16 protein-coding genes and 1 tRNA gene are annotated in these 14,568 nt (G+C 67.0%); 14 read left to right on the top strand and 3 right to left on the bottom strand.

Going from position 1 to position 14,568, the window contains the following annotated elements; all coding sequences use genetic code 11:
• The first annotated feature begins 4 nt into the window (after positions 1-4).
• From E2E30_RS12350 to E2E30_RS12310, 9 genes are all read left to right on the top strand, one after another.
• Positions 5-904, top strand: coding sequence for a polyprenyl synthetase family protein (locus E2E30_RS12350; RefSeq protein ID WP_133190245.1), 900 nt, complete (start codon positions 5-7; stop codon positions 902-904).
• Positions 901-1,410 carry a pantetheine-phosphate adenylyltransferase gene (coaD, locus tag E2E30_RS12345; protein WP_133190243.1) on the top strand — a complete coding sequence of 170 codons (510 nt, stop codon included), beginning with the start codon at positions 901-903 and terminating at the stop codon, positions 1,408-1,410. The genes E2E30_RS12350 and coaD overlap by 4 nt, the downstream gene beginning before the upstream one ends.
• Positions 1,411-1,502: 92 nt before the next feature.
• Positions 1,503-2,267, top strand: a complete 765-nt coding sequence (locus E2E30_RS12340) for a peptidylprolyl isomerase (protein ID WP_133190235.1) — start codon at positions 1,503-1,505, stop codon at positions 2,265-2,267.
• Between the two features lie 32 nt (positions 2,268-2,299).
• Entirely contained in the window at positions 2,300-3,343 is a 1,044-nt protein-coding gene (gene queA, locus E2E30_RS12335) for a tRNA preQ1(34) S-adenosylmethionine ribosyltransferase-isomerase QueA (RefSeq protein WP_133190208.1), read from the top strand.
• Positions 3,340-3,810: an EF-hand domain-containing protein gene (locus tag E2E30_RS12330; protein WP_133190206.1), complete on the top strand. Its 471-nt coding sequence runs from the start codon at positions 3,340-3,342 to the stop codon at positions 3,808-3,810. The genes queA and E2E30_RS12330 overlap by 4 nt, the downstream gene beginning before the upstream one ends.
• Positions 3,811-3,819: 9 nt before the next feature.
• On the top strand, positions 3,820-4,476 hold the full coding sequence (locus E2E30_RS12325) for an HAD hydrolase-like protein (RefSeq protein ID WP_133190204.1): 657 nt from the start codon (positions 3,820-3,822) through the stop codon (positions 4,474-4,476).
• A 44-nt stretch (positions 4,477-4,520) separates the two neighbouring features.
• Positions 4,521-5,588, top strand: a complete 1,068-nt coding sequence (locus E2E30_RS12320; RefSeq protein ID WP_133190202.1) for an MBL fold metallo-hydrolase — start codon at positions 4,521-4,523, stop codon at positions 5,586-5,588.
• 99 nt (positions 5,589-5,687) lie between these two features.
• Positions 5,688-6,560 carry a dienelactone hydrolase family protein gene (locus E2E30_RS12315; RefSeq protein WP_133190200.1) on the top strand — a complete coding sequence of 291 codons (873 nt, stop codon included), beginning with the start codon at positions 5,688-5,690 and terminating at the stop codon, positions 6,558-6,560.
• Between the two features lie 64 nt (positions 6,561-6,624).
• Positions 6,625-7,248, top strand: coding sequence for a glutathione S-transferase family protein (locus E2E30_RS12310; protein WP_133190198.1), 624 nt, complete (start codon positions 6,625-6,627; stop codon positions 7,246-7,248).
• A 243-nt stretch (positions 7,249-7,491) separates the two neighbouring features.
• On the opposite strand, the gene E2E30_RS12305 is transcribed toward E2E30_RS12310, so the two are convergent.
• Both E2E30_RS12305 and E2E30_RS12300 read right to left on the bottom strand, forming a co-directional pair.
• Positions 7,492-9,129 carry a DEAD/DEAH box helicase gene (locus E2E30_RS12305; protein ID WP_133190196.1) on the bottom strand — a complete coding sequence of 546 codons (1,638 nt, stop codon included), beginning with the start codon at positions 9,127-9,129 and terminating at the stop codon, positions 7,492-7,494.
• A 99-nt stretch (positions 9,130-9,228) separates the two neighbouring features.
• Positions 9,229-9,684 carry a hypothetical protein gene (locus E2E30_RS12300; protein ID WP_240698921.1) on the bottom strand — a complete coding sequence of 152 codons (456 nt, stop codon included), beginning with the start codon at positions 9,682-9,684 and terminating at the stop codon, positions 9,229-9,231.
• Positions 9,685-9,769: 85 nt separating this feature from the next.
• Here E2E30_RS12300 and E2E30_RS12295 point away from each other — a divergent pair, with 85 nt between their 5' ends.
• From E2E30_RS12295 to E2E30_RS12285, 3 genes are read left to right on the top strand one after another with little or no spacing between them, the layout of a single operon-like run.
• Complete coding sequence (locus E2E30_RS12295; RefSeq protein ID WP_443018405.1) at positions 9,770-11,227, top strand: FAD-binding oxidoreductase; 1,458 nt, start codon at positions 9,770-9,772, stop codon at positions 11,225-11,227.
• A 59-nt stretch (positions 11,228-11,286) separates the two neighbouring features.
• Positions 11,287-12,057, top strand: a complete 771-nt coding sequence (locus tag E2E30_RS12290; protein ID WP_133190192.1) for a SapC family protein — start codon at positions 11,287-11,289, stop codon at positions 12,055-12,057.
• Entirely contained in the window at positions 12,057-12,632 is a 576-nt protein-coding gene (locus E2E30_RS12285) for a cytochrome b (protein WP_133190190.1), read from the top strand. Before E2E30_RS12290 ends, E2E30_RS12285 begins: the two co-directional genes overlap by 1 nt.
• A gap of 169 nt (positions 12,633-12,801) precedes the next feature.
• Here E2E30_RS12285 and E2E30_RS12280 read toward each other — a convergent pair whose 3' ends face one another.
• The gene (locus E2E30_RS12280) at positions 12,802-13,650 is read right to left on the bottom strand and encodes an N-formylglutamate amidohydrolase (RefSeq protein ID WP_133190188.1); all 849 of its coding nucleotides are present in this window, start codon (positions 13,648-13,650) and stop codon (positions 12,802-12,804) included.
• A gap of 111 nt (positions 13,651-13,761) precedes the next feature.
• Between E2E30_RS12280 and cpdR the strand changes: the two genes are divergently transcribed.
• Together cpdR and E2E30_RS12270 are read left to right on the top strand one after the other, a co-directional pair.
• Entirely contained in the window at positions 13,762-14,139 is a 378-nt protein-coding gene (cpdR, locus tag E2E30_RS12275; protein WP_133190186.1) for a cell cycle two-component system response regulator CpdR, read from the top strand.
• Positions 14,140-14,220: 81 nt separating this feature from the next.
• Positions 14,221-14,295: transfer RNA gene (locus tag E2E30_RS12270), tRNA-Val, on the top strand.
• The last annotated feature ends 273 nt before the right edge of the window (positions 14,296-14,568 follow it).

Genomic DNA, 14,568 nt, shown 5'->3' with positions numbered 1-14,568 from the left:
TGGCATGACTGCAGCGTCCCTGTCGCTCAAGGCGGCCTTGTCCCAGGTCGGCGCCGACGTCGATCGCCGGCTCGACACGTTCCTCACCATCCCCAATGACCCGCGGGCCGATCTGTATCGCGCGATGCGCCATGCCGCGATCGGCGGGGGCAAGCGGTTGCGACCGCTGCTCGTCTTCGCGACGGCGCGGCTGTTCGCGGTCGATCGCGATTGCGCCGGCCGCGTCGCCACCGCGATCGAATGCATCCACGTCTATTCGCTGATCCATGACGATCTCCCCGCGATGGACGATGACGACATGCGGCGCGGCAAGCCGACGGTGCACAAGGCGTTCGACGAAGCGACCGCGATTCTCGCGGGGGATTGCCTCCATGCGCTGGCGTTCGAGATTCTCGCCGATCCCGCGACGCATCCCGATCCGTTCGTGCGCAGCGAGCTGGTGCTCGATCTCGCGCGCTCGGCCGGCCCGTCGGGCATGGCGGGCGGGCAGGCGATGGACTTGGAGGCCGAGAAATCGACCTTCGACCTGCCGACCGTCACGCGGCTCCAGGCGATGAAGACCGGCGCGCTGATCGCCTGTTCGGTCGAGGCGGGCGCGATCCTCGGCAAGGTGCCGCCCGAGGGGCGCGTGGGCCTGCGCGGCTATGCGCGCGACATGGGGCTCGCCTTCCAGATCGCCGACGACATCCTCGACGTCGAGGGAGACGAGGCCGCAGTCGGCAAGAAGCTCGGCAAGGACGAAGGCGCGGGGAAGGAAACCTTCCTGTCGCTGCTCGGGCTCGACCGCGCGCGCGCGCAGGCGCGGATGCTGGTCGATCAGGCGATCCAGCATCTCCAGCATTTCGGCCCCGAAGCCGATCTGCTCCGCGATATCGCCCGCTTCACGCTGGAGCGCGATCGTTGACCGATCGCATCGGCGTCTATCCGGGGACGTTCGACCCGGTGACGCTGGGGCATATGGACATCATTCGGCGCGGCGCGACCTTGGTCGACCGGCTCGTCATCGGCGTCACGACCAATGCGTCCAAGTCGCCGATGTTCACGCTCGACGAGCGGCTCGCGATGATCGAGCGCGAAACCGCTGAGATCGAGGGCGTCAGCGTCGTAGCATTCGATTCGCTGCTGATGGATTTCGCCGAGGCCCAGGGGGCAAACATCATCTTGCGCGGCGTGCGCGGCGTCACCGATTTCGAATATGAGTATCAGTTGACCGGCATGAACCGGGCGCTCAACGACCGCGTCGAGACGGTGTTCCTGATGGCCGACGTGGCGCTGCAGCCGATTGCGAGCCGGCTGGTCAAGGAAATCGCTTTCTATGGCGGGCCGGTTACGCGGTTCGTGACGCCGAGCGTGGCGCAAGACGTCGTCGACCGCGTCGAGCAGATCGGCCGAAAGGGCATGCGGCCCTAATTCGGTCGCCTTTGCCCGGCAACGTTCAGTTTGGCGCAAAGCGGCACATGGTCTAAGCGCGACTCCATTCCGAGATATTTCGCGGGGAAATAATGCGTTTCGTTGCCAGCCTGTTTGTCCTTCTCCTGGCGTTTCTCGCCGGACCCGCCCTTGCCAACAAGAAGAAGGACGACGCCAAGTCTGCGGTCGTGACGACCGCCGGTCGCCCGCCGATCCCGTCGGCGACCGACCCCGAGAATTTGCTGTATCTCGATCTGTCGACCGGCGGCCGCGTCATCATCTGGCTGCGTCCAGATGCCGCGCCGAAGATGGTCGAGCGGGTCAAGACGCTGACGCGCCAGCATTTCTATGACGGCCTGCTGTTCCACCGCGTGATCGAAGGCTTCATGGCGCAGACCGGCGACCCCAAGGGCGACGGCACCGGCGGTTCGACGCTCCCGGACGTTCCCGCCGAGTTCAACTGGCTGCCGCACGTCCGTGGCGCGGTCTCGGCAGCGCGCGAAGGCTCGGCCGAAGGCGCGACCGTCGAGCAGGTGACCAAGGCGGAGAACAGCGCGAACAGCCAGTTCTTCATCGTGTTCAACCCGAACATGAAGCTCGACAAGAAGTACACGATCTTCGGTCGCGTGATTTCGGGCATGGAATATGTCGACACGATCGCACGCGGCGAGCCGCCGACGCGCCCGTCGCGCATCCTCCACGCGTATATCGCCGCCGACAGCCCGCCGGCCTATGTGCCTGCGCCGCCGGCGCCCGAGCCGACGATCGCACCTGCTACGCTTGCCCCGAGCAAGCCGGCGGTGAAGCCGATGCTCAAGGGCAAGCCGGCCGCTGCACCGAAGAAGAAGGCCGCGTAAGCCAGGTCTTCGCGGCGGGGAGCATGCGGTCAATGAACGTCGACCTGTTCGACTTTGTCCTGCCGCCCGAGCGGATCGCGCTGCGCCCGGCGTCGCCGCGCGATTCGGCGCGGCTGCTCGTGGTCGCGGGCACTGCGCTGCACGACCGCAGCGTCGGCGATCTGCCGGGGGCGTTACGCGCGGGCGATCTGCTCGTGTTCAACGACACGCGCGTTATCCCGGCGCAGCTCGAGGGGACGCGCGGCGATTCGCGGATCGGCGCGACGCTGCACAAGCGCGAGGGGCCGCGTCGCTGGCGCGCGTTCATCCGCAACGCGCGGCGGCTGCGCGACGGCGACGCGATCGATTTTGGCAGCGGCGTCATCGCGACCGCGCACGACCGCGGCGAAGACGGCAGTTTCGCGCTCGAATTCCAAGGCGACGAGCCGGTCGAATTGCTGCTCGAGCGCGCCGGGCGGATGCCGCTCCCGCCCTATATCGCCGCGCGCCGCGCCGCCGATGCGCAGGACGCCGACGATTACCAGACGATGTTCGCCGCCGAAAAGGGCGCGGTCGCAGCGCCCACCGCAGCGCTGCACTTCACGCCCGAGCTGATGGCGCGCTTCGCTGCCGCCGGGATCGCGCATGCCACGCTGACGCTGCATGTCGGCGCGGGCACCTTTCTGCCGGTCAAGGCGAGCGACACTGCGGACCACAAGATGCACGCCGAATGGGGCCGGATCGACGCGGCGACCGCCGATCGCCTCAACGCGGTGCGCGCCGCCGGGGGCAGGGTGATCGCGGTCGGCACGACCAGCCTGCGGCTGATCGAGAGCGCGACGGGCGAGGACGGCGTGATCCGTCCGTTCGAGGGCGACACCGCGATCTTCATCACGCCGGGCTATCGTTTCCGCGGAATCGACGGGCTGGTGACCAATTTCCACCTGCCGCGCTCGACCCTGTTCATGCTGGTCAGTGCGTTGATGGGTACCGATACGATGCAGGCCGCCTATGCGCATGCCATTGCAGACGGATACCGTTTCTACAGCTACGGTGACGCCAGTCTGCTGCTGCCGGACAGGGGGGTGCGTGCATGAGTCTGATTCTTCTGCTCGCGCTCGCTGCGCAGGTGCCGCCGCCGGCAGCGCCGGTTCCGCCGCGCCAGCCGGGCGCGACGATCGTCGCCGAACCCGCCGCGCTGTTCATCGCCGCCTGCGACGCCAATGGTGATGCGCGCACGACGCGCGCCGAGTTGACCGCCTCCGTCGCGCGCAGTTTCGTCGATGCCGGGCCGAACCCCGCCGGATCGGCTGGCTATATCGGCTATAGCGACTGGGCGCAGAAATGGCTCGGCGACCGCAACGCGTTGCCGAGCCCCTATCAAGTCGATGCCGACACCGACAACCGCATCACGCTCGCCGAACTCCAGGCGCAATTCGGCGTGCTGTTCGACCGGTTCGATCTCGACAAGGATGGCGTCGTCACTCGCGCTGAACTGGTGACGATCCGCAGCGCCGCCGTCCCGCAGGACGGCGATGGCGGCAAACGTCGCGGCCGGCGCTGAGATCGCCCGATGTCGCCGCGCTATCGTCTCGTGATCTTCGATTTCGACGGGACGCTGGCCGATAGCGCAGACTGGTTCCTGTCGATCGCCGACCACCTCGCCGAGCGCTTCAAGTTTCGTAAGGTCGCCGCGGACGAGGTCGAATCATTGCGCGGCAAGACGTCGAGCGAAGTGATCCGCCATCTCGGCATCCCGCGCTGGAAGCTGCCTGCGATCGGCCGATATACACACGACCTGCTCGCCCAACAGACCGATCGTATCGCGCTGTTCGACGGGATCCCGGCGTTGCTCGAGCAATTGGCGGCGAGCGGCGTGCGGATTGCCCTCGTCACGTCGAATGCCGAGGACAATGCCCGCGCCATTCTGGGCCCTGCCAATGCCGCGTTGATCGAGCGGTTCGAATGTGGCGCGTCGCTCTTTGGCAAAGCGCGGCGCTATCGTCGCGTATTGCGCAAATGCGACATCGCGCAGAGCGAGGCGATTTCGATCGGCGACGAGACGCGCGATGTCGTTGCGGCGAAGAAGGTCGGGATCTGCTCGGGCGCCGTGCTGTGGGGCTATGCCAATCGCGACGTACTGACGCGGCTTGAGCCCGATATGCTGTTCGAAACACCCGACCACGTGCTGCGCCATCTGCTCGGCGAGGACGCCGCGCTCGCCGCATAGCGGAAACGCGTGACTTCGGCGGCGCCATCGCGCTACCCCGTGCCATGTCCACCGCACCCATCGCCCCCGCGTTCGCCCCGACCAGCCACAAGGGGCTGACCTATCCGTTCGGCGGCGCCGAGCCTGACGCGCACGACGTGATGCCAGTGGCACCCGGCATTGGCTGGGTCCGACTGCATGTTCCCGGGCCGCTCAAGCACGTCAATTGCTGGCTGCTCGATGACGATGGCGGCGTTGCGCTGGTCGATACGGGGATGAACACGACCGAGGCGCGCGATGCCTGGAAGGCGCTGTCGAAAGCGCCACTCGCCGGCGTTCGCGTGACGCAGATGATCGGCACGCATTTCCACCCCGACCATATCGGGCTCGCCGGCTGGATGTGCGACAAACATGGCTGCCCGCTCGTGATGACGCGCGGCGAGTGGCTCACCGCGCGGATGCTGGTGGCCGACGCGCGCGACGCGGTGCCCGACGAGATGCTCGCGTTCTGGCGCGGCGCTGGATGGGACGATGCGCAAATCGCGCATGCGTGCGAACGCGGCTGGGCAGGGTTTCGCCGGATCGTCACGCCGCTGCCGCTCGGCTACACGCGGATCCAGCATGGCGACACGCTGCGGATCGGGCAAACCGAGTGGCAGATCGTCGTCGGATCGGGACACAGCCCCGAACACGCCTGCCTCTACGATCCTGCAGCCAAGGTGCTGATCGCGGGCGACCAGGTGTTGCCGCGGATCAGCCCGAACATCTCGCTCGGCGTGACCGAGCCCGCTGCCGATCCGCTCGGCGAATGGTTCGAATCGATCGCGCGGCTCAAGCAATTGCCCGACGATCTGCTCGTCCTGCCGGGGCATGGCGACCCGTTCACCGGGCTGCACGCGCGGCTCGACGCGATGGACCGCGAACATCGCGAACGGCTCGACGAGCTCGAGGTGTTCCTCGCCGAGCCGAAGCGCGCGATCGACTGTTTCGGGCGGCTGTTCCGCCGTGCGATCGGCCCCGACATGCTCGGCATGGCAACGGGCGAGGCGCTCGCGCACGTGCGGCGGCTCGAGGTCGAGGGGCGGGCGGTGCGCGCGGTCGAGGACGGCGTGTGGTGGTGGCGCGCGGTCTAGCGTCCCCGGGATCGTCGAGGATCGGCAGGATATCCGTCGCGAAAAATTTCCCTATGGTGCGGCAAACGCCTCAATGGCGATTCGCGAGGAGAGAGACCGATGTGTGACGATTTCACCGTGGCCGAGAATGACGCGCATCTCGCCGATCCGTCGCTCACCCGCCGCGGCTTTGCCACGATCGCCGGTGCGGCCGGGCTCGCGATGCTGCTTCCGGCGCCGGCCAACGCCGCCAAGATCCTCGGCCGCGACGTCGTGATCGACACGCCCGACGGCAAAGCCGACGCCTATTTCGTCGCACCCGCGACCGGCAAGGCGCCCGGCGTGCTCGTCTGGCCCGACATCATGGGATTGCGCCCGGCGTTCCGGCAGATGGCCGATCGGCTCGCGCAATCGGGCTATGCAGTTCTGGTCGTCAACCAATTCTACCGCTCGGTGAAATCGCCGATCATCGCGCCGGGCGAGGATTTCGGGCAGCCCGAAGTGCGCGCGAAAATCATGCCCTATGTCCAGGCGCTCAGCACCGACGGCACGACGCGCGACGCGCTCGCCTTCATCGCCTGGCTCGACGCGCAGAAGCAGGTCGACCGCGGCAAGGGTCTCGCGACCACTGGCTATTGCATGGGCGGCCCGATGGTGATGCGCACCGCGGCCGCCAACCCGACACGAGTCCGCGCGGGCGCGAGCTTCCACGGCGGCGGGCTCGCCACCGACAAGCCCGACAGCCCGCATCTGCTGATCCCCAAGATGAAGGCGAGCTACCTCGTCGCGATCGCTGCGAATGACGACGCACGTGATCCCGCTGCCAAGGACACGCTGCGCACCGCGTTTGCCGCAGCCAAGCTGCACGCCGAGATCGAGGTCTATACCGGCACGATGCACGGTTGGACCCCGCCCGACAGCAAGGTCTACAATGCAGCGCAGGCCGACAAGGCGTGGGCGCGGATGCTGGCGCTGTTCGCCAAGTCCCTCTGAGGATTGACGCTTCGGCTCGGTAATGTTCTTCTATTGTTCTTGCTGACCGATTCGGAGACCGATCATGGCGCTGACCTTCTATACCAACCCGATGTCGCGCGGGCGGATTGCGCGCTGGATGCTCGAGGAGGTCGGCGCGCCGTATGAAACGGTCGTGCTCGATTATGCGACGACGATGAAGGGCGAGGCGTATCGGTCGATCAATCCGATGGGGAAGGTGCCCGCGATCGTCCACGACGGACATGTGTTGACCGAGGGGGCGGCGATCTGCGCCTATCTCGCCGACGCCTTTCCCGAAGCCGGGCTCGCGCCGCCGCTCAGCGAGCGCGCCGATTATTATCGCTGGCTGTTTTTTGCGGCGGGGCCGGTCGAGCATGCCGTGACCAACAAGTCGCTCGGCGTGACGCCGACCGATGATCAGCAACGGATGGCGGGCTATGGTCATTTCGATCTGACGGTCGATGTGCTGGAGAAAGCGGTGTCGGCCAATCCGTACATTGCTGGGGAAAGCTTCAGCGCGGCCGATGTCTATGCCGGATCGCAAGTCGCGTGGGGCGTGATGTTCGGTTCACTGCCGAAGCGCGCGGCGTTCGAGGACTATCTCGGCCGGATCCTCAGCCGCCCGGCGTACAAGCGCGCTGGCGAGATCGACGATGCGCTGATCGCGCAGGCGGGGGCGGCAGGGTAACTTCAATCCTCCCTCGCGAGGCGGAGGAGGGGGACCACCAGCCTTCAGGTTGGTGGTGGACGCGGCGTAGCCACAAGCGACACGCTCGCGGAGAGCTCCGCCTTTCGCCGAGTGCTCCCCCCGCCGGTTCGCGGGGGAGGAACCTGGCGGCAGTGTAGACTGATTTCCACGCCGTCGCGTGGAGCAGCCCAGATAGCCAGCCCGAAGCGGCAACTGCCGCCGCTTACCCAGCGATCCGCAGGCTCACTCGGTCAGTGTCAGCTTGGCGAGCAGGAATGCCGGCATAGGGCCGTTCCAACCGCCGTCGTCGATGGCATCGATCGGCGCGATCTGGTTGGGAACCTCGGCGCGCGGCGCGTCGCTCTCGCGGGTCGGGCGCGTATCGCGCTGCTGTCGCGTGTCGCGGGCCGAACGGTCGTCGCGCGGGGCGCGCTCCTCACGCGCAGGGCGTTCGTCACGAGCCGGACGCTCGTCACGAGCTGGGCGTTCCGCGCGAGCAGGTCGTTCTTCACGAGCCGGACGCTCTTCGCGGGCAGGTCGCTCCTCGCGTGCAGGCCGTTCCTCGCGAGCAGGCCGCTCCTCCCGCGCAGGACGTTCCGCCCGCGGTGCGCGCTCTTCGCGCGGAGCGCGGGCAGGGCGCTCGGACTCGACCGCCGTCTCGACCTCGGCGGGTGCCGCCTCGGGCTTCGCAGCCGCCTTGGGGCGACGCCGCGCCTTGGTCGTCGCGCGCGGCGCTTCGGCCTCGTCGGACGCGACGACCGGTGCTTCGCCCGCTTCATAGCGCTCGATCTTCAAGCCGGTCAGCTTCTCGATATTCTGGATGTTCTCGACGTCATCGGGCGTCGCGAAGGTAAACGCGATCCCCGTCGCGCCGGCGCGGCCGGTGCGGCCGATGCGGTGGACATAATCGTCGGGATGCCATGGCGCGTCGAAGTTGAAGACGTGGCTCACGCCCTTCACGTCGATCCCGCGTGCCGCCACGTCGGACGCGACGAGGATGCTGACCTCGCCCTTCTTGAAGCGGTCGAGCTCGGCGATCCGCTGCGATTGCTCCATGTCGCCATGGATTTCGCTCGACGCGAAGCCGGCGCGCTGGAGCGCCTTGTTGAGCTCGCGCACCGTCGTCTTGCGGTTCGAGAAGATGATCCCGGTCTTGACGTCTTCCTGGCGCAGCAGCTCGATCAATTTGTCGCGCTTCTTGGCGGCGGTAACATGCACCAGCCACTGCTTGATGTTGACGTTGGCGGTCGCGGGGCGCGCGACTTCGATCGTCTTGGGATTGTCGAGGAACTTGTCGGCGAGCTTCTTGATCGGCGGCGGCATCGTCGCCGAGAAGAGCAAGGTCTGCCGCGTCTTTGGCAGCTTGGTGCAGATTTCCTCGATGTCGGGGATGAACCCCATGTCGAGCATCCGGTCGGCCTCGTCGATCACCAGCATCGAACAGCCGGTCAGCAGAATCTTGCCGCGCCCGAACAGATCCATCAGCCGGCCCGGCGTCGCGATCAGGACGTCGACGCCCTTTTCGAGCGCGGAGGTCTGGTCGCCCATCGACACGCCGCCGATCAGCAGCGCCATCGAGAGCTTGTGATACTTGCCGTATTTCTCGAAATTCTCGGCGACTTGCGCGGCGAGTTCGCGCGTCGGCTCGAGGATCAGCGTGCGCGGCATGCGGGCGCGGCTGCGGCCTTCGCCGAGGATGTCGATCATCGGCAGCACGAAGGCGGCGGTCTTGCCGGTGCCCGTCTGCGCGACGGCAACGAGGTCCTTGCCCATCAGGATCGAGGGGATCGCGCTGGCCTGGATCGGAGTCGGCTCGGTATAGCCCGACTCGTTGACGGCGCGCTGGAGTTCGTCGGAAAGGCCGAGATCGGCAAAAGTCATGCGGTGTCCGGAAAAAGCGCCGGGGCGAAAGCGCCCACGAACAGGGCAAAGCGCTTGCGGATTAAGCCGCGAATGTCAAGAAAAAGGGCATCGCAAGCCTCATCGCTTGGCGACGAGCCGCCGGAAACGCTCGATTTTGCACGCGCTGCCCGAGCGCGAGCGAATCGAGTCGCGGTCGGCGCAGACCATCGCATCCGACGTGCCTTTCACGTACAATCCCGAATAGAAATCGAGCGCCGGGCAATCGTCGTCGAACTCCGCGCGCAACCGCGTACCATCGGCGACGAGCAGATCGACGCTGTCGCTGCCAGTGATGACTGCGCCTTCGATCGCTCCCATCGGCACGCATTTCGGGCCTTTTTTAGTGACCCAGCGCTGCTCGGCAAACTCCGAACGCTCCTCGGCGCGCCGCCCGAAGACGCGCGGGATGCGGATCACGATGCGCTGGTGGATCGACAATTGCGCCAGTTCGACACGGTCGAACGGCCCCATCTCGGTCGAAGCAGCCGGGGCGAGCGCAAGCAACACAATGAGGGGAAGGACGAGGTTCGGCATCGGGGACGCGGGGTTACCCTATAGGCTTGAACAGCGGATGAATTGGCGGCGTGCGAAGGGCGGTGATAGAGGCAGCGATATGACCATGATACAGCCCAGTCCGCGCCAGACCAGCCTCATCGACGCCGTGCGTGCCGCGCTTGGCGACGCTGCGGTGACGACCGATCCGGGCGACATCGCGCCGTGGCTCGACGATTGGCGTGGACGCTATCACGGCCGCAGCCCGGCGATCCTTTCGCCCGATAGCACCGCGGCGGTTGCGACGGTCATGCGGCTCGCCGCCAAGCATGGCGTTCCGCTCGTCCCGCAAGGGGGCAATACCTCGATGGTCGGCGGCGCGACGCCGCCGGCCGACGGTTCGGCGCTGATCGTCTCGCTGCGGCGGATGAACCGGATCCGCTCGATCGACCCTGCCGCCGGGCTCGCGGTCGCCGAGGCGGGCGTGATCCTCGCCAATCTCCATGCCGCGGCCGAGGCGGAGGGGATGCGCTTCCCGCTGACGCTTGGCGCACGCGGAAGCGCGACGCTCGGCGGGCTCGCCTCGACCAATGCCGGCGGGACGCAAGTACTGCGCTTCGGGACGATGCGTGGGCTCGTCGCAGGCGTCGAGGCGGTGTTGCCGAACGGCGAAATCCACGACGGTCTTGCCGCGCTGAAAAAGGACAATCGCGGCTATGATCTCGATCATCTGCTGATCGGGGCCGAGGGCACGCTCGGCATCCTCACCGCGGTCACGCTCCGCCTGTATCCGGCGATCGCGCAGCGCGCCGTCGCCTGGGTCGGGCTCGCCGACCCCGAAACCGCGCTCGCCTTGCTGCGACGGCTCGAGCGGCAGACCGATACGATCGAGAGCTTCGAAATCGTCTCGGGCGATTCGCTCGCGCAAGTGCTCGCGCATATCCCGGGTACGCGCGCACCGCTCGCGAGCACGCATCGCTGGCACGTGCTGATCGAATCGGTCGCGACCGATCCTGCCGCCGAGTCGCCCGCGGCGCTGCTCGAGCGCCTGCTGGCCCCGGCGCTTGCCGATGGGCAAGCCTCCGATGCGACGATCGCCGCATCGGAGGCGCAGGCCGAGGCGTTCTGGCGGATTCGCGATTCGCTGTCCGAGGCCGAGCGCGCCAGCGGCCCTGCGATGCAGCACGATATCTCGGTCCCCGTCGCAAGCATGCCGCGCTTCATGGTCGAGGCCGCCGCCGCCGCCGAGGCGCGCTTTCCCGGGAGCCACGCCACCGCCTTTGGCCATCTCGGCGATGGCAACGTCCATTTCCACGTCCGCGCGCCCGCGGGCGCCGATCCGGCGCGCTGGTATGCCGAGGAGGCGCCGGGGGTCACGCGCTTCGTCCACGATCTTGTCGTCGCGGCGGGCGGATCGATCTCGGCCGAGCACGGCATCGGCCAGATGAAGCGCGCCGAACTCGCGCGCCTGTCCTCGCCCGCGCGCATGGCCGCGCTTCGTGCGATCAAGGCGGGACTCGATCCTTATGGGTTGATGAACCCCGATAAACTGCTCGGCCTTGCGGAAAGCCCTCCTGCACCATAGAGCCAGCGGCCATCCGGCGTAGCAAACCGCAGCGCTTTGACGTTCGATGGAGAATCCCGATGGCCAGCGCGCCGCAATCGCTTCCGCTCTTCTACAACGCGCTCGAGCCGCTTTCGAGCGAGACGCATGCCGCCTTCAAGATGCGCATGCTCGACCGCGCGACCTTCCTCGTCGGCCAGCACGCCATTCCGATCACCGTCGACGAATTCGTGATGGCGCAGCGCACGTTGCCAATCGTTTTCACCAGCGGCGACGATGCGATCCCGATCGCGCTGATGGGCCTCAACGAAGGCGTCAACGTCTTCATCGGCGACGACGGCAAGCTGACCGAAGATACGGTCTATGTCCCGGCCTATGTCCGCCGCTATCCCTTCATGCTCGCGCGGCTGCGTCCCGACGCCGAGGAACTGTCGCTCTGCTTCGATCCGACCGGCGAGGCGATCGGCGCGTTCGACGATGGCGAGGCGCTGTTCGCCGACGGCAAGCCGACCGAAGTCGTCCAGAACATCCTGGGCTTCAACGAGCAGTTCGAGCAGGCCGGCGCACGCACCGCCAACTTCATGTCCGAACTGCGCGAGATGGGCTTGCTGATGGAAGGCGAAGTCACGCTGCAGGTCGAGGGCAACGAGCAGCCGTTCATCTACCGCGGCTTCCAGATGGTCAATGAAGAGAAGCTCAACGAGCTGCGCGGCGACCAACTGCGCAAGATCCAGAAGTCGGGCCTGCTCCCGCTGATCTACGCTCACCTCTTCTCGCTCTCGACGTTGCCGCAGATCTTCGATCGGCAGGTCAAGCTCGGCAAGGCACCGGTGCCGCAGCTCGTCAACTGATGGCGCGCAGCGCGATCGTTCGGATCGATCGCTATTCGCGCGGCGCGATCTGGTTTCACTGGATCATCGCCGCGCTGATCGGGGTCAATCTGGCGATCGGGCTGCTGCACGAATCGCTGCTCGACGGGGTCGCGGGCGCGATCCCGCTGCACAAGTCGATCGGGCTCACCGTGCTGGCGCTGACGCTGGCACGGATCGCCTGGCGGCTGACGCACCGTCCGCCGCGGCTGCCCGCGACCTTGCCGACATTGGAGCGCGCGGCGGCGCGGGCGAGCCACGTCGCCTTCTACGCGCTGCTCCTCGCGCTCCCGCTGTCGGGCTGGGCGATGGGCTCGGCGGGGCGCGAAGCGCGCTATCCGCTGCGCTGGTTCGCGCTGTTCGACGTACCCCGTCTGCCCGTCTCGGCGCAGACCGCTGCGGTCGGCGACGCGGCGCATTCGGTCCTTGGATATGCGATGGCCGCGCTCGTTGTCGTGCATGTCGCTGCCGCGCTGCGGCATCATTTCCTGCTACGTAACGGCGTGCTCGCGCGGATGCTGCCGGGCGTGCGAAAGCGCGATCGCGCCGAATTCTGACGAACTGTTGCCGGCGAAACTTTTGCCCTTGAAGGCCGAAAAGCGTCAACCTATATCCCTCGTACGCGGACCCGTGTTCCCCCCTTTCGCGGGACCGCGCGGCGCCCTTTCAGGGCGCCTCCTCCCTGAACCTTGGCCACCGCGTGCTGCATTGCACGCGGTGGTTTTTTTATTCCGCAGCGAGCGCCAGCCCGGCAGTCGCTTCGTCCGCCAGCGCGTCGATGATCGCGCGGAGCAGCCGTGCGATCGCGGGCATGCCGTCGCCGGGCTGATCTCCTGCCGCATCGAGATACAGCGTCCGGTCGAATTCGATCTGCAAAGCATGCACCCCCGCGCCGGGGCGGGCCTGCGTGTCGAGGATATGCCCGCCGGCATACGGCGCATTGCGCGCGACGGCATGGCCCGACGCTTTCGCCGTCTCCTCTGCCACCGCGACGAAGCGCGACGCAGCACTGCGCCCGAAGCGGTCGCCCAGCACGATTCGCGGCGCACCAGCGCCCAGCGTCGGCATCGAATGGATGTCGAGCAGCATGGCGACCCCGAAGCGGGCGCGTGCTGCCGCCAGTGCCGCTGCGAGTGCTGCGTGATACGGGCGATGATCGTCGCGGATCCGCGCCGCGACGTCATAGCCATCGAGCCGCCGCCGCCACAGTTCGCCCGCCCCTGCGACCCTCCGCGGGATCAGCCCGAGCCCGCCGCGCAGCTTGGCGGTGGCGAGCGGCTGCGACGTCCAGGTCGCGCCCTCGTCGATCATCGGATCGCGTTCCTGCTCCGAGCGGTTGAGGTCGATCCAGGCGCGTGCGCGGCACTGGATGAACATCGTCTCGCGCGCATGCGCGGCGAGCGCGACGGCATCGATGTAGCGGTCCTCGAGCACCGTCACCGCATTTAACGGCACGCGCAGCGCGGCCTGCAGCGCCACCGGATAGTCGCGGCCGGCATGCGGCACCGACAGCACGACCGGGCTGGCGGGCGGATCGTCGCCATAGCGCTCGAACAAGGGCGGGAGGGAAGCCATGGGACAATACCTACCATAAGCCCGCGCCGATCCGGCTGGAAAATGTTAAGGCCTGTGCGCATAGGATCGCGCGGTACGGAAGCGGCGCGGCCGCGAAGCGGGATTTTGGACATGATACGCATTTTGCTCGCCGAGGATGATCGCGTGATGCGCGAATATCTGACGCGTGCGCTCGAACGCTCGGGCTATGCCGTCGCCGCGGTCGACCGCGGGACCGCAGCGATCCCGCTGCTCGAAAGCCAGCATTTCGACCTGTTGCTCACCGACATCGTGATGCCCGAGATGGACGGCATCGAACTCGCGCAGAAGGCCGCCGATCTAGCGCCCGACTTGCGCGTGATGTTCATCACCGGATTCGCCGCGGTGACGCTCAAGGCCGGCAAGACGATGCCGCAAGCGCGCGTGCTGTCGAAGCCGTTCCACCTGCGCGATCTGGTGCTCGAGGTCGACCGGATGTTCGAGCTCGAACGAATGAGCGACAATATCTGATTTTTCCGCACTGCAAGTGCTTGCGCCCGGGCAAAGGCTTCGCTACAGCCCGCCCCTCGCTAGGCACTGCCGCAGCGAAGTGGGCGTGTAGCTCAGTGGTAGAGCACTGTGTTGACATCGCAGGGGTCGCAAGTTCAATCCTTGCCACGCCCACCATTAAAAGCCCGCCAAACTCAATGAGTTGGCGGGCTTTTTTGTTGCTGGTCGCTTGAGAAGCGGGGCCGCTTGCGGTGCAGCAAAGTCAACTCGACTGCAAACGTCGTCGCCCCAACCGAGCTTTAGCGGAGCGCAGCACGGCGCGCCGGTTGCGACGTTGCCAGCTCCGGCGTTCGCTCAGCGGTGCCTGGGTCGGACCGGGATCGAGCCGCGCGCAGACAGGCGGCTGTCCGACGATGCATCGTTCGTTCCAGACGCGCTGTGGCGGGCACC

Origin of the sequence: Sphingomonas sp. AAP5 (assembly GCF_004354345.1) — a bacterium.
Lineage (GTDB): Bacteria > Pseudomonadota > Alphaproteobacteria > Sphingomonadales > Sphingomonadaceae > Sphingomonas > Sphingomonas glacialis.
Note: the sequence above shows the minus strand (reverse complement) of the source record. Positions and strands in the feature narration are given on the sequence as shown.

Bases quoted from the DNA above. Each gene is read 5' to 3' on its own strand.
- E2E30_RS12290 (WP_133190192.1), top strand. From the start codon at position 11,287: ATGGCCAGCGCGCCGCAATCGCTTCCGCTCTTCTACAACGCGCTCGAG.
- E2E30_RS12350 (WP_133190245.1), top strand. From the start codon at position 5: ATGACTGCAGCGTCCCTGTCGCTCAAGGCGGCCTTGTCCCAGGTCGGC.
- E2E30_RS12320 (WP_133190202.1), top strand. From the start codon at position 4,521: ATGTCCACCGCACCCATCGCCCCCGCGTTCGCCCCGACCAGCCACAAG.
- cpdR (WP_133190186.1), top strand. From the start codon at position 13,762: ATGATACGCATTTTGCTCGCCGAGGATGATCGCGTGATGCGCGAATAT.
- queA (WP_133190208.1), top strand. From the start codon at position 2,300: ATGAACGTCGACCTGTTCGACTTTGTCCTGCCGCCCGAGCGGATCGCG.
- E2E30_RS12295 (WP_443018405.1), top strand. From the start codon at position 9,770: ATGATACAGCCCAGTCCGCGCCAGACCAGCCTCATCGACGCCGTGCGT.
- E2E30_RS12325 (WP_133190204.1), top strand. From the start codon at position 3,820: ATGTCGCCGCGCTATCGTCTCGTGATCTTCGATTTCGACGGGACGCTG.
- E2E30_RS12285 (WP_133190190.1), top strand. From the start codon at position 12,057: ATGGCGCGCAGCGCGATCGTTCGGATCGATCGCTATTCGCGCGGCGCG.
- E2E30_RS12330 (WP_133190206.1), top strand. From the start codon at position 3,340: ATGAGTCTGATTCTTCTGCTCGCGCTCGCTGCGCAGGTGCCGCCGCCG.
- E2E30_RS12305 (WP_133190196.1), bottom strand. From the start codon at position 9,129: ATGACTTTTGCCGATCTCGGCCTTTCCGACGAACTCCAGCGCGCCGTC.
- E2E30_RS12340 (WP_133190235.1), top strand. From the start codon at position 1,503: ATGCGTTTCGTTGCCAGCCTGTTTGTCCTTCTCCTGGCGTTTCTCGCC.
- E2E30_RS12315 (WP_133190200.1), top strand. From the start codon at position 5,688: ATGTGTGACGATTTCACCGTGGCCGAGAATGACGCGCATCTCGCCGAT.
- E2E30_RS12280 (WP_133190188.1), bottom strand. From the start codon at position 13,650: ATGGCTTCCCTCCCGCCCTTGTTCGAGCGCTATGGCGACGATCCGCCC.
- E2E30_RS12300 (WP_240698921.1), bottom strand. From the start codon at position 9,684: ATGCCGAACCTCGTCCTTCCCCTCATTGTGTTGCTTGCGCTCGCCCCG.
- E2E30_RS12310 (WP_133190198.1), top strand. From the start codon at position 6,625: ATGGCGCTGACCTTCTATACCAACCCGATGTCGCGCGGGCGGATTGCG.